20 protein-coding genes are annotated in these 25,381 nt (G+C 57.4%); 8 read left to right on the top strand and 12 right to left on the bottom strand.

Annotated features, from left to right (window positions below):
• Positions 1 to 15: 15 nt before the first annotated feature.
• From WM95_RS13875 to WM95_RS13865, 3 genes are all read right to left on the bottom strand, one after another.
• Positions 16 to 1,137 carry an amidohydrolase gene (locus tag WM95_RS13875; RefSeq protein WP_063409412.1) on the bottom strand — a complete coding sequence of 374 codons (1,122 nt, stop codon included), beginning with the start codon at positions 1,135 to 1,137 and terminating at the stop codon, positions 16 to 18.
• Complete coding sequence (locus tag WM95_RS13870; protein WP_063409413.1) at positions 1,134 to 2,135, bottom strand: LLM class flavin-dependent oxidoreductase; 1,002 nt, start codon at positions 2,133 to 2,135, stop codon at positions 1,134 to 1,136. Before WM95_RS13870 ends, WM95_RS13875 begins: the two co-directional genes overlap by 4 nt.
• Before the next feature lie 110 nt (positions 2,136 to 2,245).
• Positions 2,246 to 2,785, bottom strand: coding sequence for an AAA family ATPase (locus WM95_RS13865; RefSeq protein ID WP_063409414.1), 540 nt, complete (start codon positions 2,783 to 2,785; stop codon positions 2,246 to 2,248).
• A gap of 345 nt (positions 2,786 to 3,130) precedes the next feature.
• On the opposite strand from WM95_RS13865, the gene WM95_RS13860 reads away from it, so the two are divergent.
• Entirely contained in the window at positions 3,131 to 4,666 is a 1,536-nt protein-coding gene (locus WM95_RS13860; RefSeq protein WP_063409415.1) for a methyl-accepting chemotaxis protein, read from the top strand.
• A gap of 435 nt (positions 4,667 to 5,101) precedes the next feature.
• Positions 5,102 to 6,598 carry an L-asparagine permease gene (gene ansP, locus WM95_RS13855; protein WP_023311978.1) on the top strand — a complete coding sequence of 499 codons (1,497 nt, stop codon included), beginning with the start codon at positions 5,102 to 5,104 and terminating at the stop codon, positions 6,596 to 6,598.
• 51 nt (positions 6,599 to 6,649) lie between these two features.
• On the opposite strand, the gene yncE is transcribed toward ansP, so the two are convergent.
• A complete protein-coding gene (gene yncE, locus WM95_RS13850) occupies positions 6,650 to 7,711 on the bottom strand; it encodes a 7-bladed beta-propeller protein YncE (protein WP_063408835.1) in 1,062 nt (353 codons plus the stop codon).
• A 242-nt stretch (positions 7,712 to 7,953) separates the two neighbouring features.
• Here yncE and pqqU point away from each other — a divergent pair, with 242 nt between their 5' ends.
• The gene (gene pqqU / locus WM95_RS13845) at positions 7,954 to 10,068 is read left to right on the top strand and encodes a TonB-dependent receptor PqqU (protein WP_063408836.1); all 2,115 of its coding nucleotides are present in this window, start codon (positions 7,954 to 7,956) and stop codon (positions 10,066 to 10,068) included.
• A 119-nt stretch (positions 10,069 to 10,187) separates the two neighbouring features.
• Here the strand turns inward: pqqU and WM95_RS13840 are convergent, their stop codons facing one another.
• The 3 genes from WM95_RS13840 to WM95_RS13830 all read right to left on the bottom strand — a co-directional run bounded on the left by WM95_RS13840 (position 10,188) and on the right by WM95_RS13830 (position 12,792).
• Entirely contained in the window at positions 10,188 to 10,856 is a 669-nt protein-coding gene (locus tag WM95_RS13840; protein ID WP_023311981.1) for a GntR family transcriptional regulator, read from the bottom strand.
• 254 nt (positions 10,857 to 11,110) lie between these two features.
• The gene (locus tag WM95_RS13835; protein WP_063408837.1) at positions 11,111 to 12,151 is read right to left on the bottom strand and encodes an NADP-dependent oxidoreductase; all 1,041 of its coding nucleotides are present in this window, start codon (positions 12,149 to 12,151) and stop codon (positions 11,111 to 11,113) included.
• A 65-nt stretch (positions 12,152 to 12,216) separates the two neighbouring features.
• A complete protein-coding gene (locus tag WM95_RS13830; RefSeq protein WP_048977272.1) occupies positions 12,217 to 12,792 on the bottom strand; it encodes a helix-turn-helix domain-containing protein in 576 nt (191 codons plus the stop codon).
• A 148-nt stretch (positions 12,793 to 12,940) separates the two neighbouring features.
• Here WM95_RS13830 and WM95_RS13825 point away from each other — a divergent pair, with 148 nt between their 5' ends.
• Both WM95_RS13825 and WM95_RS13820 read left to right on the top strand, forming a co-directional pair.
• Positions 12,941 to 13,459, top strand: a complete 519-nt coding sequence (locus WM95_RS13825) for a GNAT family N-acetyltransferase (protein WP_063408838.1) — start codon at positions 12,941 to 12,943, stop codon at positions 13,457 to 13,459.
• Positions 13,456 to 13,905, top strand: a complete 450-nt coding sequence (locus WM95_RS13820) for a DMT family transporter (RefSeq protein WP_045354169.1) — start codon at positions 13,456 to 13,458, stop codon at positions 13,903 to 13,905. Before WM95_RS13825 ends, WM95_RS13820 begins: the two co-directional genes overlap by 4 nt.
• Before the next feature lie 3 nt (positions 13,906 to 13,908).
• Here the strand turns inward: WM95_RS13820 and WM95_RS13815 are convergent, their stop codons facing one another.
• Entirely contained in the window at positions 13,909 to 14,142 is a 234-nt protein-coding gene (locus tag WM95_RS13815) for a YdcY family protein (RefSeq protein WP_063408839.1), read from the bottom strand.
• 101 nt (positions 14,143 to 14,243) lie between these two features.
• Positions 14,244 to 15,842 carry an ABC transporter substrate-binding protein gene (locus tag WM95_RS13810; RefSeq protein WP_063408840.1) on the bottom strand — a complete coding sequence of 533 codons (1,599 nt, stop codon included), beginning with the start codon at positions 15,840 to 15,842 and terminating at the stop codon, positions 14,244 to 14,246.
• 283 nt (positions 15,843 to 16,125) lie between these two features.
• On the opposite strand from WM95_RS13810, the gene WM95_RS13805 reads away from it, so the two are divergent.
• From WM95_RS13805 to WM95_RS13795, 3 genes are read left to right on the top strand one after another with little or no spacing between them, the layout of a single operon-like run.
• Entirely contained in the window at positions 16,126 to 17,472 is a 1,347-nt protein-coding gene (locus tag WM95_RS13805) for an SrfA family protein (protein WP_063408841.1), read from the top strand.
• A gap of 4 nt (positions 17,473 to 17,476) precedes the next feature.
• Positions 17,477 to 20,458: a virulence factor SrfB gene (locus WM95_RS13800; RefSeq protein WP_063408842.1), complete on the top strand. Its 2,982-nt coding sequence runs from the start codon at positions 17,477 to 17,479 to the stop codon at positions 20,456 to 20,458.
• On the top strand, positions 20,455 to 22,632 hold the full coding sequence (locus WM95_RS13795) for a virulence factor SrfC family protein (RefSeq protein ID WP_088544807.1): 2,178 nt from the start codon (positions 20,455 to 20,457) through the stop codon (positions 22,630 to 22,632). Before WM95_RS13800 ends, WM95_RS13795 begins: the two co-directional genes overlap by 4 nt.
• Before the next feature lie 120 nt (positions 22,633 to 22,752).
• Here the strand turns inward: WM95_RS13795 and WM95_RS13790 are convergent, their stop codons facing one another.
• From WM95_RS13790 to patD, 3 genes are all read right to left on the bottom strand, one after another.
• Positions 22,753 to 23,508 (bottom strand): alpha/beta fold hydrolase, encoded by a 756-nt coding sequence (locus WM95_RS13790; protein ID WP_063408844.1) that lies wholly within the window; start codon positions 23,506 to 23,508, stop codon positions 22,753 to 22,755.
• Positions 23,509 to 23,594: 86 nt separating this feature from the next.
• On the bottom strand, positions 23,595 to 23,768 hold the full coding sequence (locus WM95_RS13785; RefSeq protein ID WP_013096478.1) for a GhoT/OrtT family toxin: 174 nt from the start codon (positions 23,766 to 23,768) through the stop codon (positions 23,595 to 23,597).
• Between the two features lie 183 nt (positions 23,769 to 23,951).
• Positions 23,952 to 25,376, bottom strand: coding sequence for an aminobutyraldehyde dehydrogenase (gene patD, locus WM95_RS13780; RefSeq protein ID WP_063408845.1), 1,425 nt, complete (start codon positions 25,374 to 25,376; stop codon positions 23,952 to 23,954).
• Positions 25,377 to 25,381 lie beyond the last annotated feature (5 nt).

The following is a 25,381-nucleotide window of genomic DNA, read 5'->3' as shown; positions in this document are numbered from 1 at the left end:
TTCACCTCTTAAGAATTAAACGTGTTGCAGGGCTTTTTCCGCAAGCTGTGCAAAATAGCGGGCAGCGGGCTCAATTAATGCTTCATCCGGATTGAATGCCGGATGGTGTAAACCGTACGGGCTGTTGCTGCCGATGCTGACAAATGCCCCCGGGATCTGCTGCAGATAGACCGCGAAATCTTCCCCGCCCATATGCAGCTCGGCGTGCCGGGTTTCGTAGCCTGCTTCTCTGGCGACCGAGGTGGCGAAATCGGCCCAGCGCTCGTCGTTCACCAGCGCGGTGGGCCCGGCATACCAGGTGATGTCAATCTGCGCGCTAAAGGCGCTGGCAAACCCGGCGGCCATTTCGCCCACGCGAGCCTTCACATTCTGCTGCACTTCCGTGCGGTGGGTGCGCAGCGTGCCTTCCAGCTCGACGCTTTCCGGCAACACGTTCCAGGTGTTACCGCCCGCGATGCGGGTCACGCTCAGCACCACCGAATCCAGCGTGTTGACGTTGCGGCTGGCGACGCTTTGCAGCGCCGTCACTAGCTGGCTTGCCAGCACAATGGCGTCGTTGCCTTCGTGAGGACGCGCGGCGTGCGCGCCCTTACCGGTAATGCGGATCACGAAGCGATCGACGTTGGCATAAAACGGCCCGCCGCGGGTAGCGAACTCACCGACCGGCAGGCCGGGCTCGTTATGCATGCCGAAGATGGCGCTGACGTCACGCAGGGCACCGGCCCGAACCATGCTCTTCGCACCGCCAAAGTTCTCTTCGGCAGGCTGAAACAGGATCCGCACCCGGCCGTTAAGCGACGCTTCCCGCTCTTTCAGCTTTAACGCGGCGCCGAGGATCACGCTGGTGTGGATATCGTGTCCGCAGGCATGCATTACGCCTGCACGCTGGGAGCTAAACGGTACGCCGCTGCGCTCTTCAATCGGCAGAGCGTCGATATCCGCGCGCAGCGCAATCAGTTTGTTGCCCGAGCCGATTTCCGCCACCAGCCCGGTCGACAGGTCGTAAGGCTGCAGGGTAATCCCGGCGTTCGTCAGCCACTGGCGCAGGCGCGTTGTGGTCTCCACTTCCTGGCCGGAGAGCTCCGGGTTCTGGTGCAGCTCGCGACGCCAGGCAATCAGCTGTTCGCCAAAGCTCATACGGTGACCTCCTTGTTAAGACGCGCCTCGGCAAGCAGGCGCAGCGACGCGAAGCGCGTTGCCCCCTCCGCTACCGGCGTGTCGATGATAAATTCGTCAATACCCCACTTTTCATGCAGGGCGTTAAGCTGTTCGAGCACCGACTCAGCCGTACCCGCCAGCAGCGACTGCGCCCGACGTGCAATGCGCACCGGCTCGCTGCCCGCCTGGCGCGCAAAGGCGTAGGCCTGCTCTTCGCTGGCCACGGTGACACGCTGGCCGTTTGCCAGCTCAACGCCCCACACTTCAACCTTCTGCGCCAGGGCTTCCGCCTCTGCCTGCGTCGGCGCGACAATCGCCTGTACCGCCACAATCACGTCCCGCGTGCTGTTCTTACGCCAGGTCGAGACCACCTCGCGCAGCAGCTCAGGGTCACCGTTCAGATGCGCGGCAAACACAAAGTGCCAGCCGAGCCCGGCGGCCAGCAGCGCGCTATCGATACTCGCGCCCAGCAGGAAACCCTCTGCAGGCAGCGGCGGCAGCGGCGTGGCGCGAACGGCCTCTTCATGAGACTGATACTCAGGACGGATCCAGCGATCGAGCTGGGCCAGCTGTTCGGCGAAGCTGCCCTTTTCCAGTTGATTCAGACCCTGCTGAAGCGCGCGGGTTGAGAGCGGCAGCCCGCCGGGGGCTTTTCCGACGCCGAGATCCACGCGGCCGGGCGCCAGCGCGGCCAGCACGTTAAAATTCTCGGCGACTTTATAAGGGCTGTAGTGCTGGAGCATCACGCCGCCGGATCCGACGCGGATGCGCGTTGTCTGCCCGAGGATCCAGGCAATCAGCAGCTCCGGCGAGGGGCTGGCAAGATGGGGAGTGTTGTGGTGTTCGGCAATCCAGAAGCGGTGATAGCCCAGATTTTCTGCCTGCTGCGCCAGCGCCAGCGTACGCGCCAGTGCATCGTCAGCCGTTTCGTTTTCAGCGATGGGGCTTTTATCCAGAATGCTGATTCGCCATGACATGTTGCGTTCTCGTTTGACTTAACATGTCGACATTATTAAAGGCGCATTTCACCACTGAGAAACAATTAATTTACATTTAGTTTGCCGGAAATCAGATATATAAAACCATGCTAAGAATAAGACTTTAAGTCGGCGATCAGCGTTTTCCCCTGCTCGCGCCGGGTAATGCGGACGAAGCGAATATGCCCATACTGCGGGTTTTGCAGATCGGCTTCATAGCGCGTGCGGTTGTTACGCCAGGTTTTCATCGTCCAGATGAGAATGGACTCTCTGCTAAAGAACGCGCGCCGGAAACTCTCTTTATTCCCGGTTCCGGGCCAGAGCTCTTGTTTATGCCAGGCGCGTTTGACTGCCCTGTTGACGGCCTGCCAGAGGGTGCGTGCAAAGCCATAATCGACCCATACCACAACGTCGACGTCACGCCATTTAACCGGGCGCGTGCGGTTATAGTTGCCGTCAAGCACCCAGTCTGGCGAAGCCAGCAGCGCCTGCTCCAGCTTTTCCTGAAACACATCGTCCGGCGTTCCCTGCCAGTCAGGCCGCCAGTAGAGTCTGTCCATCTCGATATAGGGAATAGCCAGTTCGGTCGCAATCTGCTTCGCCAGCGTGCTTTTTCCGCTCCCGCTGGTCCCGATGACGTTAATTTTCACCTCAACCTCACTGTGTTATCGAAAACAGCCCAAATCATAGCGTTTTCATCCTGTTAACGAAACGCTATTTCAGCATGGCAATTTTTCCTGAGAGACGATCTCCCTCTTTCAGTTTGGGTTATGTCGTTTATTTGCAGCGACGCCAGAATACGCCCCTGAAAATATTTTCATTTTTATTACATTCGCCAGCATTAACAGATTAAAAATAATGAACAACGGGTATTTCAGGCGGTCAGAATTTCAGAGAGAATATGCAGCAGAGCGTTATATAAAAATAATCACATTTATCTTGCCGGAGCATTTTCCGGACGTTTTTTATTCTTGCACATCATCATGGAGTTACTCATGAGGCGTAACAGTCCCGTTACACAAAACGAGTATTTACTTAACGATGGTTCGACGTTAATGTCGACCACCGATACCAAAAGTCATATTACCTATGCTAATTCCGCTTTTATTGAAGCCAGCGGATATAAAGAAGAACATCTTCTGGGTGAGCCGCATAACCTCATCCGCCATCCCGACATGCCTGCCGAAGCGTTTGGCGACATGTGGTATACCCTGCAGCAGGGTGAGACCTGGACGGGGCTGGTGAAGAATCGTCGTCATAATGGCGACCACTACTGGGTGCGGGCTAACGTAACGCCGGTCTGGCAGAGTGGATCCCTGACGGGCTATATTTCCGTGCGAAATATACCCGCACGGGAAGAGATTGCGGCCAGTGAAAAACTGTATGCAAAAGTGCGTAATAACGAATTAAAACATTACCGCTTTTATAAAGGGTTACTGGTTCGGCGCGGTTTATTTTCGTTTATGTCGCTCTTTAAATGTCTTAGCACCAGTAAACGCATCCATCTGGGTATTGCGACGACGGCGTTACTCTCCTGCCTGGCGGTGTATTTATTCCCTGATAAACTTGTGCAGTCGGGAAGTCTGGCGCTGCTGTTTATTGCCCTGACCTATTATCTTCATGCGCAGATCGCCCGTCCGGTAAAATCTATTGTGCAACAGATGCAGCGCGTGGTTTCAGGACGTAAAACGGACTATTACCATTTTGACAGGATCGACGACATCGGGCTAATGATGCGCCTGGTGAATCAATCAGGCTTGAACCTGAATTCGCTGGTTGACGATGTCGGGGCGCAAATCAGCGGGATTGGCACCATCAGCCAGCAGGTCGCGAAAGAAGGTGCGGCGCTGCAAACGCGTTCAGAAGAGACCGCAGACTTTCTGCAGCAAACCGCGTCAGCGGTGGAAGAGATCGCCAGCGCGGTGGAGCAGACGGCAGAAACGGCTAAAGAAGCCACGGAGATGGCGGATCGCACCCGCGACAGCGCCCACCGCGGTGAAGCGATGATGAAAGAGACCATCGGTATGATGCAATCCGTGTCGCAGGATAACAGCCAGATCGTCGATATTATCAGCGTTATCGATCGTATCGCCTTCCAGACCAACATTCTTGCGCTGAATGCGGCCGTGGAAGCGGCGCGTGCGGGTGAAGCCGGGCGCGGTTTTGCCGTGGTGGCGGCTGAGGTGCGCAATCTTGCGCAGCACTCCGCGACGGCGGCGAAAGAGATCAAAGCGCTGATTGAGAAAAACGTCGCCAGCGTCAACGCTGGCGTGGAGAAGGTAGAACAGACCGAAACGCAGCTGACGGTTATGATCGACAACGTGCTGCGGGTCTCCTCCCTGATTAAGGAGATCGGCCACGCCACGCAGGAGCAAACCCAGGCGCTGACGCTCATCAACGCATCCATCTCCCGTATCGGCGCAATGACCCACAACAATACGGGGATGGTGGATAACGTCACTCACGCCGCGAATCACCTGACGGAGCGCACGACGCGCCTTAAGCAGGCGATTGCCGTTTTTGGCGGTTAGCCGTTCGGGGTCTGTGAAGCCTGAGATTATTTTTGTGCGTTATCGCAGATCCGTCACCCGCCTGTTACCGTTTCATGTTAACGGCGGGTGCTCTGAGGTAACCCCAATTTATACCATCTGGTAATAATTAAGATATTCTGATGATTAAATAATCAACCTCGCGATTGTTTTGACTAAAAACTCATCACGATTCAGCGTGTTGTGATCGCCGTCTGCTCTGACCACACGATTTCCTTCGACGTGCATCACTTTCGGCACGGTTATATTTTGCGTCGCTTATGAATTGCAGGTAGGATGCCTCGCCATGTTTCGCCTTATCCATACGCAGAATGACTGGGAAGGCGACATGTGTTTGCGCAGAAGCAATCGTTTGTATTGCGCTCTGCCAGGCAGGACTATCACGATAATGGTTCAGACAGGCAAACAGGTAACTCAATGAAAACAAGCAATAAAAGCGCAGCCGATCATCATGCTGCTAAACGTCGCTGGTTGAACTCCCACGAAGAGGGCTACCACAAAGCGATGGGCAACCGTCAGGTTCAAATGATCGCCATCGGCGGCGCTATCGGAACGGGTCTGTTTTTAGGTGCGGGTGCGCGTCTGCAAATGGCTGGCCCTGCTCTCGCCCTGGTCTATCTGGTGTGCGGGATCTTCTCTTTCTTTATTCTTCGTGCGCTGGGCGAACTGGTACTGCATCGCCCTTCCAGCGGAAGCTTCGTCTCTTACGCCCGTGAATTCCTCGGTGAAAAAGCGGCCTACGTTGCGGGCTGGATGTACTTCGTCAACTGGGCGATGACCGGTATTGTCGATATCACCGCCGTTGCGCTGTATATGCACTACTGGGGCGCGTTTGGCGATGTGCCGCAGTGGGTCTTTGCGCTTGGCGCGCTGGCGATTGTCGGCACCATGAACATGATCGGCGTGAAGTGGTTCGCGGAGATGGAGTTCTGGTTTGCGCTGGTTAAAGTGCTGGCCATCGTGGTGTTCCTGGTCGTGGGTACCGTCTTCCTCGGCAGCGGCAAGCCGCTGGACGGCAATGCCACCGGCTTCCACCTGATAACCGATAACGGCGGGTTCTTCCCGCACGGTCTGCTGCCTGCGCTGGTCCTGGTTCAGGGCGTGGTGTTCGCCTTCGCCTCCATCGAACTGGTGGGTACCGCAGCAGGTGAATGTAAAGATCCGCAGACCATGGTGCCAAAAGCCATTAACAGCGTGATCTGGCGTATCGGTCTGTTCTACGTCGGTTCCGTGGTGCTGCTGGTTCTGCTGCTCCCGTGGACTGCCTATCAGGCCGGTCAGAGTCCGTTTGTGACCTTCTTCTCTAAGCTCGGCGTGCCTTACGTTGGCAGCATCATGAACATCGTGGTCCTGACCGCGGCGCTCTCCAGCCTGAACTCCGGTCTTTACTCTACCGGCCGTATCCTGCGCTCTATGTCGATGGGCGGTTCTGCGCCGAAGTTCATGTCGAAAATGAGCAAGCAGCAGGTTCCCTATGCGGGGATTCTGGCAACGCTGGTGGTTTACGTCTTTGGCGTGTTCCTGAACTATCTGGTGCCGTCCCGCGTATTTGAGATCGTTCTGAACGTGGCTGCACTGGGGATTATCGCCTCCTGGGCTTTCATTGTGGTCTGCCAGATGCGTCTGCGCAAAGCGATCAAAGAAGGCAAAGCGGCTGATGTGAGCTTCAAGATGCCGGGCGCACCTGTGACCTCCTGGCTCACCCTGCTGTTCCTGTTCAGCGTGCTGGTGCTGATGGCGTTCGACTACCCGAACGGTACCTACACCATCGCAACGATTCCGCTGCTGGCGGTACTGCTGATTGCCGGCTGGTTCGGCGTGCGTAAGCGCGTTCACGAGATCCACAGCACCGCGCCGGTTCATCACGACGATGAAAAACACGACGCACCGCTGGTGGAAGAAACCTCGCGTTAAGCATCTGGTAAGCATTAAAAAGGGAAGGCAAATGCCTTCCCTTTTTTTATCTTACAGCGCGATACGAATTACGTCGTCAGGCTGAGTGGCTTCCTGCTGGCGAGTGGATTTTTGTTTCACCGTCACGTACAGGGTTTTGCCATCCGCAGAGAGCGCCAGGCTGTTCGGGTAAACCGGCGTGTCGAAGGTTTTTGTGACCTTATACGTTTTCGCGTCAATCACGCTCACCTTACCCGCTTCACGGTGCGTCACGTAGACTTCATTGCGCGTTGGGTTAAACAGGACGGCCAGTGATTCAGGCGCGGCGATCTTCTCCATCACGCTGCCGTCTTTCAGGCTCACCACCAGCACTTCCGGCTGTTTTGAATCGGTCAGGAACGCGCGCTGGCCGGCGGTATCGAGGCTGAGGTTCAGGTAGAAGTGCTCTTTGCCGTCATCCTGCACTTTTTTGCGGCTCAGGATTTTATTGGTCGCCGTATCAATGGTTACCAGCTCGCCGTCCGCATTCGTGGTGTACAGACGTTTTGCCTGCGCATCCAGCGCCAGGCCGGTGCTGTACGTACCGGTATTGGCAATGGTCTCTTTCAGCTTCAGCGTTGCGCCATCCACCACCCAAATCACGCTCTCTTTGCCGACACCGGTGATGTAAATCGTGTTGCTCGCGTCATCCGCCACCAGCTGACGCGGCTGCAGCGGTTTGACGGTTTCACTGCGCTGGCGATTATCGAGCACCAGTCGCCCTTTCACGTCGCCCGTTTTCGCATCGATGGCCGTCACCGCGCCGTTGAGGGTGTTGCCAAACCACAGGGTTTGCGTCGCGCCGTCGAGCGTGGCGCCAAAGGGTTTGAGATCGCTGTGAATCGCCTGCGTCACGTCCAGCGTAACCGGATCAAGGCGATAGATCACTCCGCCCTTATCGGTTTTGCGGCTTTGCGAGGTCGCCACCCACAGCGCATTCTCCTGCTGGCTGACCGCCATTTCATACGCCCCTTTGCCCACCGCTTTACGCAGCACCTCTTCGGCGGCATGCACCTGGAACGTCCCGGCAAGCAGTAAAGTGGCAGACAGCAGTGACAGGCTCAGACGCGGCGAGCACAGATGACGTAAAGACATAACAATTCCTTTTCTGAAAAGAGGGGTTTCCGCTGACATCACTTCCGGCAGACAACGTCATGGCATTGTCTTTTGATAATGAGAATAGTAATCATTAATGGACTGAATGTGGAGTTTTTCTTTCGCGCTTCGCCTTTCATTAACGCAATGTGCGGTTATAGTTTTCAAAACATTTACAAAACCTTTAACATGTATGGACATGTTCCATTTGGTTCGTTTATACACCACAACCGGTTTTATTCATGAAAATCATTTCTGCCCGTAAGGCTTCTCTCCCGCTGCTGCTGGTTCCCGTTATTTTCGCGCCGCTAACTGCAATGAGCGCGGAAGAACAAACCATGATCGTCAGCGCCACGCCGCAAACCGTATCGGAGCTCGATACCCCGGCCGCTGTCAGCGTCGTTAACGGCGATGATATGCGCCAGGCCGCGCCGCGCATCAACCTGTCTGAATCTCTTGGCAGCGTCCCGGGACTGCAAATTCAGAACCGCCAGAACTATGCCCAGGATCTCCAGCTTTCAATGCGTGGGTTTGGTGCCCGCTCAACGTTTGGCGTGCGCGGTATCCGTATGTATGTCGACGGTATCCCTGCCACCATGCCGGACGGACAGGGCCAGACCTCCAACATCGATCTCTCCAGCGTTGAGAGCGTTGAAGTGCTGCGCGGCCCCTTCTCGGCCCTGTACGGCAACGCCTCCGGCGGCGTGATTAACATCAACACCCAGACCGGGCAGCAGCCGCCAACCATTGAAGCCAGCAGCTATTACGGCAGCTACGGTACGTGGCGCTACGGCATGAAAGCCACCGGCGCGATGGGTGACGGCACCCACGCCGGGGACGTGGATTACACCGTTTCCACCACCCGTTTCACCACCAAAGGCTACCGCGACCACAGCGGCGCGCGGAAGAACCTCGCTAACGCCAAGCTGGGCGTGCGCATTGACGACGTCAGCAAGCTGACGCTGATCTTCAACAGCGTGGACATGAAGGCCAACGATCCGGGCGGTCTGAGCTATCAGGAGTGGCAAAATAACCCGCGTCAATCTCCACGCGGCGATCAGTACAACACCCGCAAGACCATCAAGCAGACCCAGGCCGGCCTGCGCTACGACCGCCAGCTCAGCGCTCAGGACGACCTCAGCGTAATGATGTACGCCGGCGAACGTGAAATGACGCAGTACCAGTCGATTCCGTATCAGCCGCAGCTGAAAGCCTCCCACTCCGGCGGCGTGATTGATATGCAGCGTCATTATCAGGGTATCGATACCCGCTGGACGCACCGCGGCGAGCTGCTGGTGCCGGTGACCTTTACTACCGGCCTGAACTACGAAAACCTGAGCGAAGATCGTCGCGGATACGAGAACTTCGTGATGAACAACGGCGTGCCGGATTACGGCGTGAAGGGTGACAAGCGTCGAAACGAACGTAACCTGATGTGGAACGTTGACCCTTACCTGCAAACCAGCTGGCAGCTGACGCAGAAGCTGTCTGTGGATGCGGGGGTGCGCTACAGCTCGGTCTGGTTTGATTCCAACGACCATTACGTTACGCCGGGCAACGGTGATGACAGCGGTGACGCGAGCTATCACAAGTGGCTCCCGGCCGGTTCCGTGAAGTATGCGGTGACGGACGCATGGAACCTCTACGCTGCCGCAGGGCGTGGATTCGAAACGCCAACCATCAACGAGCTTTCCTATCGCGCCGATAACCAGGGCGGCCTGAACATCGGCCTGCAGCCGTCCACCAACAACACGTATGAAGTGGGCAGCAAAACCCGCATCGGCAATGGCCTGCTGACCGCGGCGCTGTTCCGCACCGATACGGATAATGAGATCGTGGTGGATGCCAGCTCTGGCGGGCGTACCAGCTATAAAAATGCCGGTAAAACCCGTCGTCAGGGGGTGGAAGTCTCCCTCGACCAGCAGTTTGCTGAGAACTGGAAGCTGAAGATGGCATGGACGTATCTGGATGCCACCTACCGGACTAACGTCTGCAGCGACGCAGACTGTAACGGTAACCGGATGCCGGGCATTGCCCGCAACATGGGTTACGCCTCGTTTGGCTGGCAGCCGGAAGAAGGCTGGTACGCGGGCTCTGACGTGCGCTACATGAGCGATATCATGGCCGACGACGAGAATACGGCGAAAGCGCCGTCGTATACTGTGGTCGGGCTGAACACCGGGTACAAATTCAACTACGGCAGCTGGGGCATGGATGTCTTTGGCCGCGTCGATAACCTGTTAGATAAAGAGTACGCGGGCTCGGTTATTGTTAACGAGTCTAACGGTCGTTATTACGAGCCTGCGCCAGGCCGTAACTACGGGGTCGGGCTGTCGGTCTCTTATCGCTTCGAGTAAGCGAAAAGAAAAGTTTATCTTATTAATGAAATAACGCTCCTGATGGCAATAAACCATCAGGAGTTATTCACCAGATAAATAATTAGGGGCGGAATATAGTCGCTCTGCTAAATAATCTCTTAGTTAAAATATTGTCGCTGTAAAAGCAAATTCGCTTCATCAATCACCTTATCAATCGCCTTCTGGCAGGCAACAACATCTCTTCGCTCAAGGGCGGAAAGCAGTTCGTCATAGTGATATGTCGAGGCTTTGATGTCGTTAAGCTCCTGATGCAGATAGTTCATACAGGGCCCGATGCGCACCCAGAGCTGCTCAATTAAGGCATTAAGCGTTGGCATTTCTGCGTACTGATAAAGCGTAAACCGGAAGACGCGATTCGCATGCAATGCCTGCTGGACGTTCCCGTTGCGCATGGCCTCATGAAAGGCATCCGACAATTTGCGCAACGCCTCCAGTTTGCTATCAGACATATTCTGACAGGCCGCGGCGACCGCCATCGGCTCAAGCTGCTTGCGGATGGCGTTAATCTCGTTATAGCGCTCCAGCGTGACCTCCGGAACCAGAAATGCCTGCGCCGGCGTGGCGTGTAACGCCCCTGAAGACACCAGGCGCAACAGCGCCTCGCGAACAGGGGTAATACTGGTTCCTAATTTATCGGCGATCTCTTTCGTAATCAGTCGTGCCCCAGGTTTGAGTGAGCCTGTAATTAACGCTCCTTTCAAACTGTGTTCAACTTGCATGGTAAGACTGACCCTTTGGGCTTTTTCTAAGTGGTCCAAATCAAGCATGTTCAATTCCTGTAGCTAAAACTTAATGCTATTTTTAAACGCCAGTTTTAATAAAACGACGCCGGTCCGATATATCCTGTATCGTCATGCCTGGTGGTGGGAAGTACGTAAAAACATCAAAAAAGCAAAATTTGTTTTTTTATTGGTTTCGGGCCCATCCGGGATGCGGACGCGAAATGCCATGTCCGTTAATTAAAGACAATATATCGTATCTTCACAAATAAATATGGCGGGAAACCCCGCCATAGTGCCGTTTATTTATTGTCACTCGCGACGCGAATCACGACTTTGCCGAAGTTACGCCCTTCAAGCAGGCCAATCAGCGCCTCGGGCGCTTTCTCCATCCCGTCCGTTACCTGTTCGCGATAGTGAATTTTGCCCTCCTGCACCCAGCGTCCCATCGCTTCCTGGAACTCCTTAATGCGGTGACCGTAATCCTGGCCGATGATAAAGCCCTGCATACGAATGCGTTTCTTCAGGATGGTCGCCATCAGGAGCGGCAGGCGATCCGGCCCCTCGGGCAGGCCCGTCGCATTGTAGCCGCTCACCAGGCCGCACACCGGCACGCGCGCGGAGGTATTCAGTAACGGCAGCACGGCGTCAAATACTTTCCCGCCGACGTTTTCATAATAGACGTCAATCCCGTTCGGGCAGGCGCGTTTCAGCTGTTCGGCAAAGTCGGCCGCGTGGTGATCCAGACAGAGGTCAAACCCGAGGACCTCAACGGCATGGCGGCATTTTTCAGCCCCACCGGCGACGCCGACCACCCGGCAACCTTTAATTTTACCGATCTGCCCGACGGTCGCGCCAACCGGGCCTGTCGCCGCGGCGACCACCAGCGTTTCGCCCGCTTTTGGCTGCCCGATATCCAGCAATCCCATATAGGCGGTAAAACCCGGCATGCCCAGAATACCCAGCGCCCAGGAAGGATGTGACGGATTTTCGCCCAGCTTCACCAGGCCGCTGCCGTCCGAGAGTTCATATTCCTGCCAGCCGCTGTAGCCCAGCACCCACTCCCCGGCTTTGAAGTCGGGATGATTTGACTGCTCAACGCGGCTAACCGTTCCCCCCACCATCACCGCGCCCAGCTCAACCGGTGGTGAATAGGATGGCGCATCGCTCATGCGCCCCCGCATGTAAGGGTCCAGCGACAGCCAGACGGTGCGCAGCAAAAGCTGTCCCTCAGCCGGGGCGGGAACAGGCTGCGTTTCGAGACGAAAATTTTCCGCGACCGGCGCACCCTGAGGACGAGAGGCCAGCACCCAGCGGCGATTTTGCGAAACAGGTTGATTCATCGGGATCTCCTTCTGGTACAAATGTCATTACAGCCTGGCTCACGATCGGCGTTATCGCATTAGCATTACGAGGCAGACTGGTTAAGCCGTACAACCAGATAGATGCAGGTTTCATTCGTTTCGTTGATGAACCTGCAGTCATTTGGCGGCCCCAGCTCGAGACAGTCTCCGGCGTGCATTTCATGGCGCGTATCGCCCTCCAGAAACACCAGCTCGCCGGACTGGAGCCAGATAAGCTGACGTGCCAGCGCATAAGAAGAGGCAGGCATCGGAACATCGCTGCCCGCGGGCAGTTCAACCTGAACAAGGTCGATGGGCAGATCGGTGCGGGGAGAAACATGGCGGCGGAGATAGTGCGTCTGCGGATCTCGCCAGACGGGCTGGTTTGCAAGGCGCAGCAGCTTGCCCTCCTGCATTTCGGCCCGGGCAATAAGCGTTGACATGCTGATGCCAAACGCGCCGGACAGGCGAGCAAGCAAGGTGGCTGTCGGGCTGCTGTCTCCGCGTTCAATCTTGTGGATCATCGCGCGCGAGACCCCTGCCCGGTCAGCAAGCTCGCTCAGGGACCATCCGCGAGACTCGCGTTCAAGGCGAATTCTTGCGCTAATCCGTTGATTCATCGTGTCTGTTATGGTGTTCATGACGTCATACTATAGTGTATGAAAGGCATTTCAATGGGCTTTTGATAACAAAAAAATATGGCTTATGCCGTAGCGTTCGGGCTATACGGTTGTGTAATATCGTAGGAATAACGTAACACTATAGTGAACAACACACAGAGGGTTAATCATGATCGTTCGTCATGCCTGCAAGGAAGACTGCGCTGCGATAGGCGAAATCTACAACCACGCGGTGCTGCATACTGCCGCGATCTGGAACGATAAAACCGTCGATACCGATAACCGAATCGCCTGGTTTGAGGCGCGCACGCTCGCGGGTTACCCGGTTCTGGTGAGTGAAGAGGACGGTGCGATCACCGGTTACGCCTCTTTCGGCGACTGGCGCGCCTTCGACGGTTTCCGTCATACGGTTGAGCATTCGGTCTACGTCCACCCGGACCATCAGGGCAAAGGCATTGGCCGCACGCTGATGATCGCGCTGATAAACGAGGCCCGCGCCATCGGTAAACACGTAATGGTGGCCGGCATTGAAGCGCAAAACCATGCCTCGATTCATCTCCATGAAACGCTTGGTTTTGTCACCACGGGGCAGATGCCGCAGGTGGGAACCAAGTTTGGCCGCTGGCTGGACTTGACCTTTATGCAGCTGCAGCTGGACGAGCGCAGCGATCCGGACGCTATCCCATGAATCAGTCACTGACGCTGGCGTTTCTGGTGGCGGCGGGAATTGGACTGGTATTGCAAAATACCTTAATGGTGCGTATCACCCAGTCCTCCTCCACCATTCTTATCGCGATGCTGCTGAACTCTCTGGTCGGCATTGTGCTGTTTGTCAGCATTCTGCTGCTGAAACAGGGCGTCGCCGGATTCAGCGAGCTGGCCGCAACGGTACGCTGGTGGACGCTTATTCCGGGGCTGCTGGGGTCGTTTTTCGTGTTTGCCAGCATCAGCGGGTATCAGAACGTTGGCGCGGCGACGACTATCGCCGTGCTGGTGGCAAGCCAGCTGATTGGCGGGCTGGTGATGGACGTGCTGAGGAGCAACGGCATTCCGCTCCGCGCCCTCATTGGCCCGGCGTGCGGCGCGGTGATGCTGGTCGTCGGGGCCTGGCTGGTGGCGCGACGCCAGTTTTGATCGTTACAGTATGGTGCCGCCTTTGGTCAGCTGTTCCTCACGCGCGTCCAACTCCTCTTTATGCTGCTTACCGTGGTGCGAAATCGCGGTACGCAGACGCTGCTGCTGGGTGTAGCGTTCTTCACGGCTGAGATCTGCGTCATCGCTTAATTCGATCAGCAGTTCATTCATGTGGGTAATCACGCTCTCTTCGATGGCGGCATCGACACGGGTGGTAACTTCGCTTAAATGTGACATTGTCACTCCTTGTCATGTGCCCGGTGGCGCTACGCTTGCCGGGCCTACGGGTGCCAAATGTAGGCCGGGTAAGGCGTAGCCGCCACCCGGCGATAAAACGCTTAGTTCAGCTTCGCTTTGGAGAAATCGCTGCCCATCAGGCTCACGCTGTATCCGGTCACGTTGCTGCGGGTTGCATAGAACGTTTTCCCGTTTGCCAGTGCGATCCACGGCGCCTGCTGGTAGAAGATCTCCTGCGCCTGGCCGTAGAGTTTCGCGCGCTCGGCCGGGTTGCTGGTCAGCTTCGCTTTTTGCACCAGAGCATCATAACCCTTATCGCACCAGCGCGCGGCGTTTGATCCGGTTTTAATGCTGTTGCAGCCCAGCAGCACGTCGGCAAAGTTATCAGGGTCACCGTTATCGGACATCCAGCCAAACAGCGCGGAGTCATGTTCGCCTTTACGCATTCCGGAGAGATATTCACCCCACTCGTAAGAGACAATTTTGGCCTTCACGCCGACTTTCGCCCAGTCGCTCTGGATCATCTCTGCGATACGGCGCGAGTTCGGGTTATAAGGACGCTGAACCGGCATTGACCACAGCGTGACTTCCGCCCCCTTCTCCAGCCCCGCCTGCTTCAGCAGCGCTTTCGCTTTTTCAGGATCGTAGCTGTAGTCCTTCAGGTCTTTATTAAAGCCCAGCATATTTGGCGGGATCGGCGATTTTGCCACCGTACCGGATCCCATAAAGACCGCATTGACGATCGCCTTCTTGTCGGTCGCGTAGTTAAGCGCCTGGCGCACCAGCACGTTATCAAACGGTTTTTTCTCGGTGTTGAACGCCAGATAGCCGACGTTCAGCGCATCGACCGAGTGCAGCGTCAGGTCTTTGTTGTTCTTGATGGCGTCAAACTGAACCGGGGACGGTGCAGGAATGATCTGGCACTCGTTGGTCTGCAGCTTCGCCAGGCGGGTTTCCACATTCGGCGTAATGGAGAAGATGAGATGCTTCGTCGGCACCTCGCCTTCCCAGTAGTTCGGATTAGCGACATAGCGGATCAGCGAATCCACCTTGTACTGCTGCAGCACATAAGGCCCGGTGCCAATCGGCCAGGTGTCTACGTTTTCAGGCGTGCCTTTTTTCAGCATCGCGTCGGCGTATTCGGCGGAAAGAATTGAGGCGAAATCCATCCCCCAGTCGGCCAGAAACGCGGCGTTGGGCTCGCTGAGGGTGAACTGAACGTGATAATCGTCGACCTTTTTCACGTCCTGAATCAGCTTATCGAGCCCGACATCGTTAAAGTATTCGTAGTTGCCCTGCGACACGTTGTGATACGGGTGTTTAGGGTCTTTCTGACGCAGAACAGAGAAAATAACGTCATCGGCGTTAAAGTCGCGCGTCGGTTTGAAGTATTTATTGCTGTTGAACTTCACCCCTTTGCGCAGGGCAAAGGTATACGTCTTACCGTCCGGCGAAATCGTCCAGGACTCCGCCAGCGACGGAACCGGTGTGTTTTTCACCGGGTCGAAATTGATCAGGCGGTTGTACAGTACCTGAGAGCTGGCCACAAAAGACGGGCCAGAGCTGGCGATTTGCGGGTTGAAGGACTCGGGAGACGCTTCAGAACAGTAAATAAGGGTGTCGTTTTTTGCCGCCCATGCGGCACCGGCTGGTAACAGCGCGCTCAGCGCAAGGGCGAGCAGTGTTTTCCCTGTAGACATGGTTATAACCCTGACAGTTTTATTATATAAGACAGTAATAACAGCACAGGCGATATGACCTGGCAAATAACGAAACACTATCAGGTTATTCTAAAGCCGCGTTTTTTGCTGTTTTAACAGCCAGCACCCCAAAAGGTGATTTGCCTTAAGGGCCATTATTCGTCAAGCACAACCGTCACTTTCTATGCCGCAAGAAATCGGTCCTTTTAGCGTCTCTTCCCCCGTTTGGTTGCTTCCTCGTTTCGTTAAAGTAACGGTGTGAAGAAGTATATGGGATCAAATCGTGGCAAAAACTCTTTTACGCAGCGGTAACCTGGATGACTTTCAGGCCGTTGGCGGCGGCGGACAAGCCGTTTTTGAATCAGCGTTACAAATCCGGGAAGCGCTCCGGTTGCGCAAACAACAGGCCATCGTCGACTGTCTGGCTATTCCTCAGGTCAACGACAGCGGTGACCGCGTGGACTGGTATTCCCCCGTCGAAGGGAGCGTAACCAGCTGGAAAGCGGCCGATGAAGATGACCGTTATCGCGCCCTGCGCTATCTGGAAAACACGCTCGCCAGCGTTGAGTCGTTAAGCAAGAAATGCCTCCAGTCGCCCAAAACCGCACAGCAGCTTTTTGGTTCTCTGCTGTCAAAGGCGTTTCAGTTCCCGGGTGAAAACTTCCTGTTCCTGGTGGACGGAAAGCCGGTCATCAGCTTCTGGGGGTTTGTAAACCTGAACGAAAATGCGCGCGAAGATGTCCTCGACTGCCTGCGTGAATCGCTGGTCCCTGAGCCCGCCCCCGTTGTGATTGAAGATCCTGAACCCGAGCCTGAGCCAGAACCGGTTGTGGCCTTCGAACACGCCGACGAGCCGCTGATCGCCCCTTCCACGGTGGTGCGCATCACGCCGGAGGAACTGTATGAGCCCGAACCGACCCCCGTCGTTGCGCAACCCGTTCAGGAACCGGCTGTGCCGATCGTCGCGAAAAAGCGCCGCGTTCCCCTGTGGACGCTGCCGGTTGCCGCGGTGATCGTTGCCGCCGTTGCCGCCCCGCTGCTGTGGCCAAAACAGTCGCCTTCCGCTGAGCCCGCCCCGGTGCCCGCCCCTCAGCCCGTAGAGATTGCGCCAAAGCCGATCAAAGCGGTTGAGCCGCTGGCCATGAAATTACCGCTGCATCAGGCAGAGGTCCTGGCAAGCAAAGAAAAAGAGCCTGCTCCCGTTCCTGCACCACAGCCCGCCCCGGTGGTGATTGTCGCCATCCCGAAAGACGCCATGGTGATGGAAGCGAATCAGGTGAAAGCGGGATCGACGCGTTTCCTGAACGGTACCTGGCGTGCGGTTCTGGACGTGAAAGATCCGGTCACCGGCAAGCCGCCGTCAATGCGCTATCAGATCCAGAACAATAAAGGCTTCGCCCGGGTTGTCCATGGCGACAACGTTGTCTGCCGCGCGGAGGTCTTCTCCGGCCTGCACAGCAACGGCGAGCTGATGATTAAAAGTCGCGGTACTGCCCGCTGCACCGACGGCTCCCGCTACCCGATGCCGGAGGTTGCCTGTAAAGCAGGCGCCAGCGATATCGCAGAATGTCGCGCCCGTTATGATGCCAATACCGTCGTTCCCCTGACGTTCAAGAAAGCAGGTGCCTGATCCTATGCTGGTTAATCTTTGCGACTATAAACAAAGCGTCACGCTTATTGCCAACAGCGGCGTACAGTTCCTTGATTTCGGTCTGACGCCGCAGGACACCGCCAGCAACGGGCGCTTCGTACGTAAAACCGCGAACGGTCCGCTTTTGCGCCTCGATTTCGACCTGGTCAACGGGCGCTATACCCTCCCGGGCACGAACGGCGGGCAGCCTGAAGTGGTCAAACCGGAAACCACCCTCCCGCTGCATCAGTCTCTGACGGTGCTGGACGGCGTCTGGCTTCCTGTTCCGTTCCTGCGCTTCAACCCACCGCGAACCTTTGTTGAGGGGCCTGATAACTGGGCCCGCGTTCAGGTGCGCAGGCTGGATACACCCGATACGGCGGGCAATACGCACCGCGTCACGCTCGCCCTTGACAGCCAGATTGCAGAACACGCCACGTCCGCCCTGTCCCCGGTTGAAAACGATATTCTCAACGGGACCCGATTCGCGCTGGCCTGGCGAGACAACGAAGTTGAAAGTTTCCTCGACCAGACCTGGATTGACGGCTGGCTGCGCGAGGCGTTTACCCAGTATGCCGACGGCGTTGAGAACCGCTCTGAACGCGACCTGCAGCAGGCGATGCGCAGTTTTGAATATCAGGCCCACTGGCTTAACCTGCTGACCATGCTCGGTGAACAGCTCACCGTACCGGAAGTGAAATTTGTCACCCATACGCTCAGCACGCCAGCCATTCCGGTCGACCTGATCCTCGACGTGGGCAATACCCACACCTGCGGCGTCATTATTGAAGACCACGGCGACGCCAACGATGGCCTGCGCCAGACCGCCGAGCTGCAGGTCCGCTCGCTAAGCGAGCCGCAGTTCCTGAATGCGCCCCTGTTCACCAGCCGCCTTGAGTTTTCGGAAGCGCGCTTTGGCAAGCAGCACTTCTCGGTTGAAAGCGGTCGCGAAGATGCCTTTGTCTGGCCGTCAATTGTTCGCGTGGGCGATGAAGCCCGCAAGCTGGCGATGCAGCGTCTGGGGACCGAAGGCAACAGCGGCATCTCCAGCCCGCGTCGCTACCTGTGGGATGAAACGCCGGTTGTGCAGGACTGGCGCTTTAGCCAGATGAACAGCAAAACCCAGCGTGAGCCGCTTGCCACCGCGTTTCCGCTGATGAACCTGATGAACGACGACGGCGAGCCGCTCTTCACGCTGCCGCAGGACGAGCGGCTGCCGGTCTTCTCGCCGCAGTACAGCCGCAGTACGCTGATGACGCACATGCTGTGCGAGCTGCTGGCGCAGGCGCTGGGGCAGATCAACAGTGTCGCCACGCGCCTGCGTCTGGGCTTCCCGGCGTCGCCGCGCCAGCTGCGCACCCTGATCCTGACCCTGCCCTCGGCCATGCCCAAGCAGGAGCGCGAAATTTTCCGTCGCCGCATGTTTGAAGCCATCGCCATCGTCTGGAAAGCGATGGGCTGGCACCCGCAGGATGAGGATTTCGTCACCCGCAAACAGCAGGATAAAAGCGTGGTGCCGGTTCCTGAAATCCAGATGGAGTGGGATGAAGCCAGCTGCGGTCAGCTGGTCTGGCTGTATAACGAAGCGATCTCCCGCTTTGGCGGTCAGACCGAAGCCTTCTTCGCCTCCCTGGCCCGCCCGGACCGTGAGCCTGAGCCGGGTAGCCAGCCGGGCCGCGCACTGCGCGTCGCGTCCATCGACATCGGCGGCGGCACAACGGATATGGCGATCACCCATTATCAGCTAGATGACGGCTCCGGCAATAACGTCAAAATCACCCCGCAGCTGCTGTTCCGTGAAGGCTTTAAAGTCGCGGGCGACGACACGCTTCTGGACGTGATTCAGCGCTACGTGTTGCCCGCGCTGCAAACGCAGCTGCAGAAATCCGGTATCGCGGACGCTTCGCTGCTGATGGCGTCGCTGTTCGGCGACTCCGGGCGCATCGATACCCAGGCGGTACTCCGTCAGCAGACGGCGCTTCAGCTCTTTATGCCGATTGGCCACGCTATTCTTGCCGCGTGGGAATCGAGCGACGTTGACGATCCGCTGGCCGGTCTGCATGCCACCTTTGGCGATCTCCTGCCGCAGAAACCGACCCGCAACGTAATGAATTATCTGCAGCAGGCGATCGACCATGCCCTGCCTGCGGGTTCAGACGCGTTTGACCTGTTCGCGGTGCCGCTGCATGTGAACTTCCGCGAAATGCAGGATGCAATGCTGGCCGGGCAGTTTACGCTGGCCTCGCCGCTTCACGCGGTGTGCGAGGCGATATCCCATTACAGCTGCGATATTCTGCTGATCACCGGACGCCCCGGCTGCCTGCCTGGCGTTCAGGCGCTGATTCGTCATCTGCAGCCGGTGCCGGTAAACCGTATCGTCTGGCTGGATAAATACCAGGTGCACGAGTGGTATCCGTTCAGCCAGCAGGGGCGCATTGGCAACCCGAAATCGACGGCCGCCGTGGGGGCCATGCTCTGCAGCCTGGCGCTGGACCTGCGTCTGCCGCGCTTCAACTTTAAAGCCGCGGACATTGGCGCGTATTCAACCGTGCGGTATCTCGGCGTGCTGGATAACACTGTTAATACCCTGCGCGAGGAAAACGTATGGTATCAGGATATCGACCTCGATAAGCCGGGCGCGAAGCTCGACGCGCGTCTGCACTTCCCGCTGCGCGGTAACGTTACCCTCGGCTTTCGCCAGCTGGCGAACGCGCGCTGGCCCGCCACGCCGCTCTACACGCTCAGCATCAACTCGGCTGAACTGGCGAAAGCCATTGCCGGTGACGGCGTGCTGAACGTGCGGCTGAAGCTCTGCGGCGGCAGCAAGCAGGAAGGCCCTGAGGCCTTCGAGCTGAGCGATGCCTGGCTGCAGGACGGCACGCCGGTTGCCCCTGACGCATTAACCTTCAAACTGAATACCCTGGCCGATCGCCGACACAGCGGTAGCCACTACTGGATCGACAGCGGGAGCGTATACCTGAAATGACAGCGACGACGACCACCACTCAGGCCTTAATCGGGTGGATTAATGAGACGCGCCTGAACGCCCCTGTGCTGGATAACGATGCTGACGCCCTGCTTGCTCGCATCAACTCGGCGCAGGCGCGGGAGCAGGCCATTGAATGCGCCATGACGCGCCAGAGCAGCATTGGGCTTTACGGTCATTCGCAGAGCGCGAAAGCCCATCTGCTGTTATCCCTGTGCGGCAGCGGTAATGGACGCCTGAACGTGACGCCGGGCCAGCGCACCTTTGACTATTTTTCGCATATCAATCCGGGACATGCCCTGACCAACATGGCCGTCCGCTTCACCCGGGAAAGCCCGGAGGTGGCGGATGAGGCGTTCCCGCTGCGTCTAAGCCTGGTCACCGAGGCCGAGCTGGTACAGATGTTTATTGCCCGCTCGACGCTGCATCCGCAGATGCGCGCGGTAGATAAGGCGGTCATTGAGACACGTCTGGAGAAATGGCGCGGGCTGCGCCAGCCGCAGGGCGTGCCCGGCATCACGGCTCAGGAAGTGGGTGCGATAGCCCGCTTCTGGCAAAGCACCGTACCCGCCGCTAAACAACAAATTGATGATGCCCTGTGGCATGAGTTCGCCCGGCTGGTGCCTTCTCTCGATCTCAGCACGCGGGCCAGCGTCTGGTCGCTGCTGTGGGGCGAGCAGCAGGAGTTGACCCAGCAGTGGTTAAAACTGGCCCATGTGCTGCACCAGACCAGCCATGCCGGCGAGCTTGCTGCCCCGCTTAGCCTGCTGGTGGACAGCTTTGGCCTGCCGGGTGAAGGGTTCCTGACGCACGACGGCACGTTAGATCTTCAGGACGCGCAGGAGACGCTGCTTCATCCGCTGAATAGCGGTGAAATGCTAAACGCCATCAGCATCCCCGTCGACGTGCTGGCCTTCCTGACCCGCGAGCTGGTGCTGCCGGTTGAGAACGGCGCGCTGGATAACGTCGATATTATTGATATTCCGGTTTTTGAAGATAACCGTGCCGACCCGCTAAGCCAGGCGAAGTCCCAGTGGCTGCTCGAGCATTACCGTCAACAGCTTCAGCCGGATGTGCTGGTGATTTGCAACGCGACGGCGCAGCACGAACACACGGCAAAAAAAGCAAAAGTGTTGATGAACTGGGTCAAGGAGACGCAGCCTGCTGAAGAATCGGCCCTGCCGGGGCTGGTGTGGGCGATTACCCCTCACGACGCCCGTTTTACCACCCGACAGAATCTCGATGAAGCCGTACAGCATCTGCTTGGAAAGCCGGGTTTACGCTGGGGCACGCTGCAGGCGCTGGACAGCCACAGCATGCAGCGCGTCATTGAGTGGCTCTCTCAGGCCACGCTGCCCGCGCAGCGACAGAAGCGTCTCGGCACGCTGAAAGGCTTGCTGCGACAGGAGCTCTCATCGCTGATGCAGAGCTATCTGGCACCGCTGGTTGAAGAGCCGGGGACAAGACGCGCTCAGGCCGAAAACATGGTGCGCACGCTGCAAAGCAGCGCCGCCCGCCACGGCGAACTGCTTGAAGGCCTGCTGCCGCCGCTGAAAGCCTTTGAAACGCTGCTCGCCGTTCAGCAGCCGCGCGAGGAGCAGGTGAACGGGCTGTTTACGGACACTATTGATCTGTTTGCCGAGAATACCCAGGAAAGCAGCGGCCTGTTCCAGACAAAAGACAAAGCGCGTCTGGCGCACAGAGTCTGGATAAATCATCTGCGTCAGTGGAGCCGCAATGAGGCCACGGCCGCGCGCCTTGGGCTGGAGCCTTCGGTATTACAGCAAATCGCGGATGTGCTGGTGGTCACCAGCTACCGGCTTGATCTGCCTCAACAGCTTCAGCGTATCGTCGAAGCGGATAAAAGCAGCGCGGCACAGCTGCATGCCGTGATGGGCAATTTCATTGGCTGGCTGGGTTACGACCAGACGCCTGTGGCAACACGTCCGGCAAGCCGCATCCGCAAGGGGCAGGCCATCTTCGTTACGCCAGTGGTCAGCAGCGCCGAGCCTCGCTTGACGCGACTGGGAGAACAGCCTGTGCATGCGGCCACCGCGTACGTATACGACTGGCTGGTCGCACTCTATAGCCGCGCGATAGAGAACATTGATTACCAGCATCCGCATGATGTTCAGCCCGGTGCGCGTCAGGCCTTGCACGCGTTATTGCGCTGAACGCTGATTAACAATGTAGCCGCATTTCTTGCCGGGTGGCGCTGCCGCTTACCCGGCCTACATTCTTCTCGTTGTTGGCCCGTGCAAGCGTAGCGCCGCCGGGCGAAACTTTTGCGCACATCACTCCGTCATACACCTGGCTAACGTCTGTGCCAGTGCAGGCGGATTCTCCCACGACATCGAGTGCCCCGCCGCAGGGATAATTTTTACCTCAACGCCCTTTTGCTTCAGACTTTCCACATCGTCATCCGGCAGAGACAGCTCGCCGAAAATCAACGTTACCGGGCAAGGAAGTGACAGAAACTGCGCTTCCCATTCCGGTTCAACGCCCGCCACCAGGCTCGATGCCCCCCGCCAGACGGCATACGGCGCATTGCTCTGCAGGCACCCGGCCCACGCCGTTTTTTCCGCGCTGAGCATGGCGTCATAGCCCTGCGTCAGAAACTGCTGCTCGGTTTGCGCCGCAATAGACCGGCTGAACATGCCCCCGCCCGCGTGAAAATTAGGCTCTGACACCATCAGCCCCTTCACGCGCGACGCCAGCAGCCCCGCCGTTTCGATAGCAATGCTGCCGCCCATGCTGTGGCCGTATAACCAAAAGGACTCCAGCTCTAGATGGTCAATCAGTTCCGCCACAACGTGCGCCTGGTCGGTGGTTTTATAGCTGTAGTGCTCAGGCTTGTCGCTGTAGCCGCTGCCGGGCAAATCGATGAGAATCGCTCTACGCGCGCCGAACAGCGGGTCATGAACGACACGGGGATATTCATAGGAAGAGGCGCAGCCCAGCCCGTGAATGAACACCACGGGATCGCCGGTGCCGGGCAGGTCATGCCAGCGCACGGTACAACCGGCCTGCTGCGAGTAAAAACTGTTCATAAGCACTCCTTTTACGATTCACTGTGTATTTATACAGTTACCGTATCTGGAATGCCATATTCATCTTTTAAAAATGGAAGCGTGCTTCAGAAAAGCGAGACCAGCAGCGCAACGGGAAAGCTCATTGGCCAGGTTGACCCCACCAGAAAAGCGCTGAGCAGGCGGATACGTTTGCGGTCTTTAGAAAGGAACCAGGTAATTAATGCGCAGATGGAAGCCATGATTGCGTAAAAAACCAACATCTTTTGATACAACGTCATTCTGTATACCAGAGCCGAAAAAATAACCGCACGCAATATGCGTCATATGTTGATACAGATCAAGTTTTTTCGTAACAGAATAACCACTTAAAGATTGCGGATAATAACAATTGAGTATCTTACGTAACACTCATGGCGGGCGCGGGGAACGCCTGGCCGCGCATGCGGCCAGGCGTGGCGGGCTTAGTGTTTGATCATCACATGCCGCACGACCGTATAATCCTCAAGCCCGTAGACCGACATATCTTTGCCGTAGCCGGATAATTTCATGCCGCCGTGCGGCATTTCGCTCACCAGCATAAAATGGGTATTCACCCAGGTGCAGCCGTACTGCAGGCGCGCGCTCAGGCGATGGGCGCGGCCAACGTCTTTGGTCCAGACCGATGACGCCAGGCCATACTGCGAATCGTTCGCCCAGGCCAGCACCTGCGCCTCGTCGTCAAACTCGGTGACGCTCACCACCGGGCCAAAAACCTCCCGCTGAACGATGGCGTCGTCCTGCTTTGCCCCCGCCAGCAGGGTTGGCTGGAAGTAGTAGCCCGCCCCCTCTTTTTTGCTCCCGCCCGTGACAACGCGGATGTGGCCGAGCGCTTTCGCCTCATCGACCGCCTGACAGATGCGTGAAAGATGGGCGGCCGAGCTGAGCGGTCCCAGTTCGGTAGAGTCATCCTCCGGCGCCCCCATTTTGAGGCTGGCGACCGCTGCGCCCAGCTTTTCCACCAGCGCGGCATAAATGCCCTTCTGGGCATAAATCCGGCACGCCGCCGTACAGTCCTGTCCGGCATTGTAGAAACCAAACGTCCGCACCCCTTCGACAACCGCATCCAGGTCGGCATCATCAAAGACGATAACCGGCGCTTTGCCGCCCAGCTCCATGTGGGTGCGTTTAATGGAGGACGCGGTATGGCCGATGATATGTTCCCCGGTAGCAATCGAACCGGTCAGCGAGACCATACGGACTTTTTCATGCCCGGTAAGCGGATCGCCCACCGTTTTCCCCCGGCCAAACAGGACGTTTAGCACACCTGCCGGGAAGATATCTTTTGCCAGCTCTCCCAGCTTCAGCGCGGTCAGGGGCGTGATCTCTGAGGGCTTAATCACCACGCAGTTCCCTGCCGCCAGCGCGGGCGCCAGCTTCCAGGCCGCCATCATCAGCGGATAGTTCCATGGGGCAATAGAGGCAACCACGCCCACCGGATCGCGGCGGATCATCGACGTGTGGCCGTCAAGGTACTCCCCGGCGGCCAGCCCGTTCAGACAGCGGGCGGCTCCGGCAAAGAAACGGAAAACGTCGACCACCGCCGGAATTTCATCACCCAGAGCACAGTGCAGCGGCTTGCCGCAGTTGAGGGATTCGAGCCGGGCAAAGTCCTCCCCATGCGCTTCAATCGCATCCGCCAGCTTCAGCAGGCACTCGGCACGGGTTTTCGGCGTGGTTTGCCCCCACTCCGCGAAAGCACGGTCGGCCGCCTGAACCGCCGCGTCCACCTGAGCCGCTGACGCCTCGGCAATCTCCAGCAGGAGTTCTCCAGTGGCCGGGTTATAGACCGGCTGTTTTTCTCCCTCTCCGGTTACCAGTTTTCCCTCTATCAGCAGTTGTGTTTGCATAGCAT

This window comes from Enterobacter cloacae complex sp. ECNIH7, from assembly GCF_002208095.1.
Taxonomy (GTDB): Bacteria; Pseudomonadota; Gammaproteobacteria; order Enterobacterales; family Enterobacteriaceae; genus Enterobacter; species Enterobacter cloacae_M.
Note: the sequence above shows the minus strand (reverse complement) of the source record. Positions and strands in the feature narration are given on the sequence as shown.

What these genes read in the sequence shown, in the direction of transcription:
- WM95_RS13815 (WP_063408839.1), bottom strand. Translation starts at nt 14,142, where the DNA reads ATGTCACATTTAAGCGAAGTTACCACCCGTGTCGATGCCGCCATCGAA.
- WM95_RS13875 (WP_063409412.1), bottom strand. Translation starts at nt 1,137, where the DNA reads ATGAGCTTTGGCGAACAGCTGATTGCCTGGCGTCGCGAGCTGCACCAG.
- pqqU (WP_063408836.1), top strand. Translation starts at nt 7,954, where the DNA reads ATGAAAATCATTTCTGCCCGTAAGGCTTCTCTCCCGCTGCTGCTGGTT.
- WM95_RS13830 (WP_048977272.1), bottom strand. Translation starts at nt 12,792, where the DNA reads ATGAACACCATAACAGACACGATGAATCAACGGATTAGCGCAAGAATT.
- WM95_RS13800 (WP_063408842.1), top strand. Translation starts at nt 17,477, where the DNA reads ATGCTGGTTAATCTTTGCGACTATAAACAAAGCGTCACGCTTATTGCC.
- WM95_RS13840 (WP_023311981.1), bottom strand. Translation starts at nt 10,856, where the DNA reads ATGCTTGATTTGGACCACTTAGAAAAAGCCCAAAGGGTCAGTCTTACC.
- WM95_RS13790 (WP_063408844.1), bottom strand. Translation starts at nt 23,508, where the DNA reads ATGAACAGTTTTTACTCGCAGCAGGCCGGTTGTACCGTGCGCTGGCAT.
- WM95_RS13795 (WP_088544807.1), top strand. Translation starts at nt 20,455, where the DNA reads ATGACAGCGACGACGACCACCACTCAGGCCTTAATCGGGTGGATTAAT.
- yncE (WP_063408835.1), bottom strand. Translation starts at nt 7,711, where the DNA reads ATGTCTTTACGTCATCTGTGCTCGCCGCGTCTGAGCCTGTCACTGCTG.
- WM95_RS13825 (WP_063408838.1), top strand. Translation starts at nt 12,941, where the DNA reads ATGATCGTTCGTCATGCCTGCAAGGAAGACTGCGCTGCGATAGGCGAA.
- WM95_RS13810 (WP_063408840.1), bottom strand. Translation starts at nt 15,842, where the DNA reads ATGTCTACAGGGAAAACACTGCTCGCCCTTGCGCTGAGCGCGCTGTTA.
- ansP (WP_023311978.1), top strand. Translation starts at nt 5,102, where the DNA reads ATGAAAACAAGCAATAAAAGCGCAGCCGATCATCATGCTGCTAAACGT.
- WM95_RS13835 (WP_063408837.1), bottom strand. Translation starts at nt 12,151, where the DNA reads ATGAATCAACCTGTTTCGCAAAATCGCCGCTGGGTGCTGGCCTCTCGT.
- WM95_RS13860 (WP_063409415.1), top strand. Translation starts at nt 3,131, where the DNA reads ATGAGGCGTAACAGTCCCGTTACACAAAACGAGTATTTACTTAACGAT.
- WM95_RS13820 (WP_045354169.1), top strand. Translation starts at nt 13,456, where the DNA reads ATGAATCAGTCACTGACGCTGGCGTTTCTGGTGGCGGCGGGAATTGGA.
- WM95_RS13785 (WP_013096478.1), bottom strand. Translation starts at nt 23,768, where the DNA reads ATGACGTTGTATCAAAAGATGTTGGTTTTTTACGCAATCATGGCTTCC.
- patD (WP_063408845.1), bottom strand. Translation starts at nt 25,376, where the DNA reads ATGCAAACACAACTGCTGATAGAGGGAAAACTGGTAACCGGAGAGGGA.
- WM95_RS13870 (WP_063409413.1), bottom strand. Translation starts at nt 2,135, where the DNA reads ATGTCATGGCGAATCAGCATTCTGGATAAAAGCCCCATCGCTGAAAAC.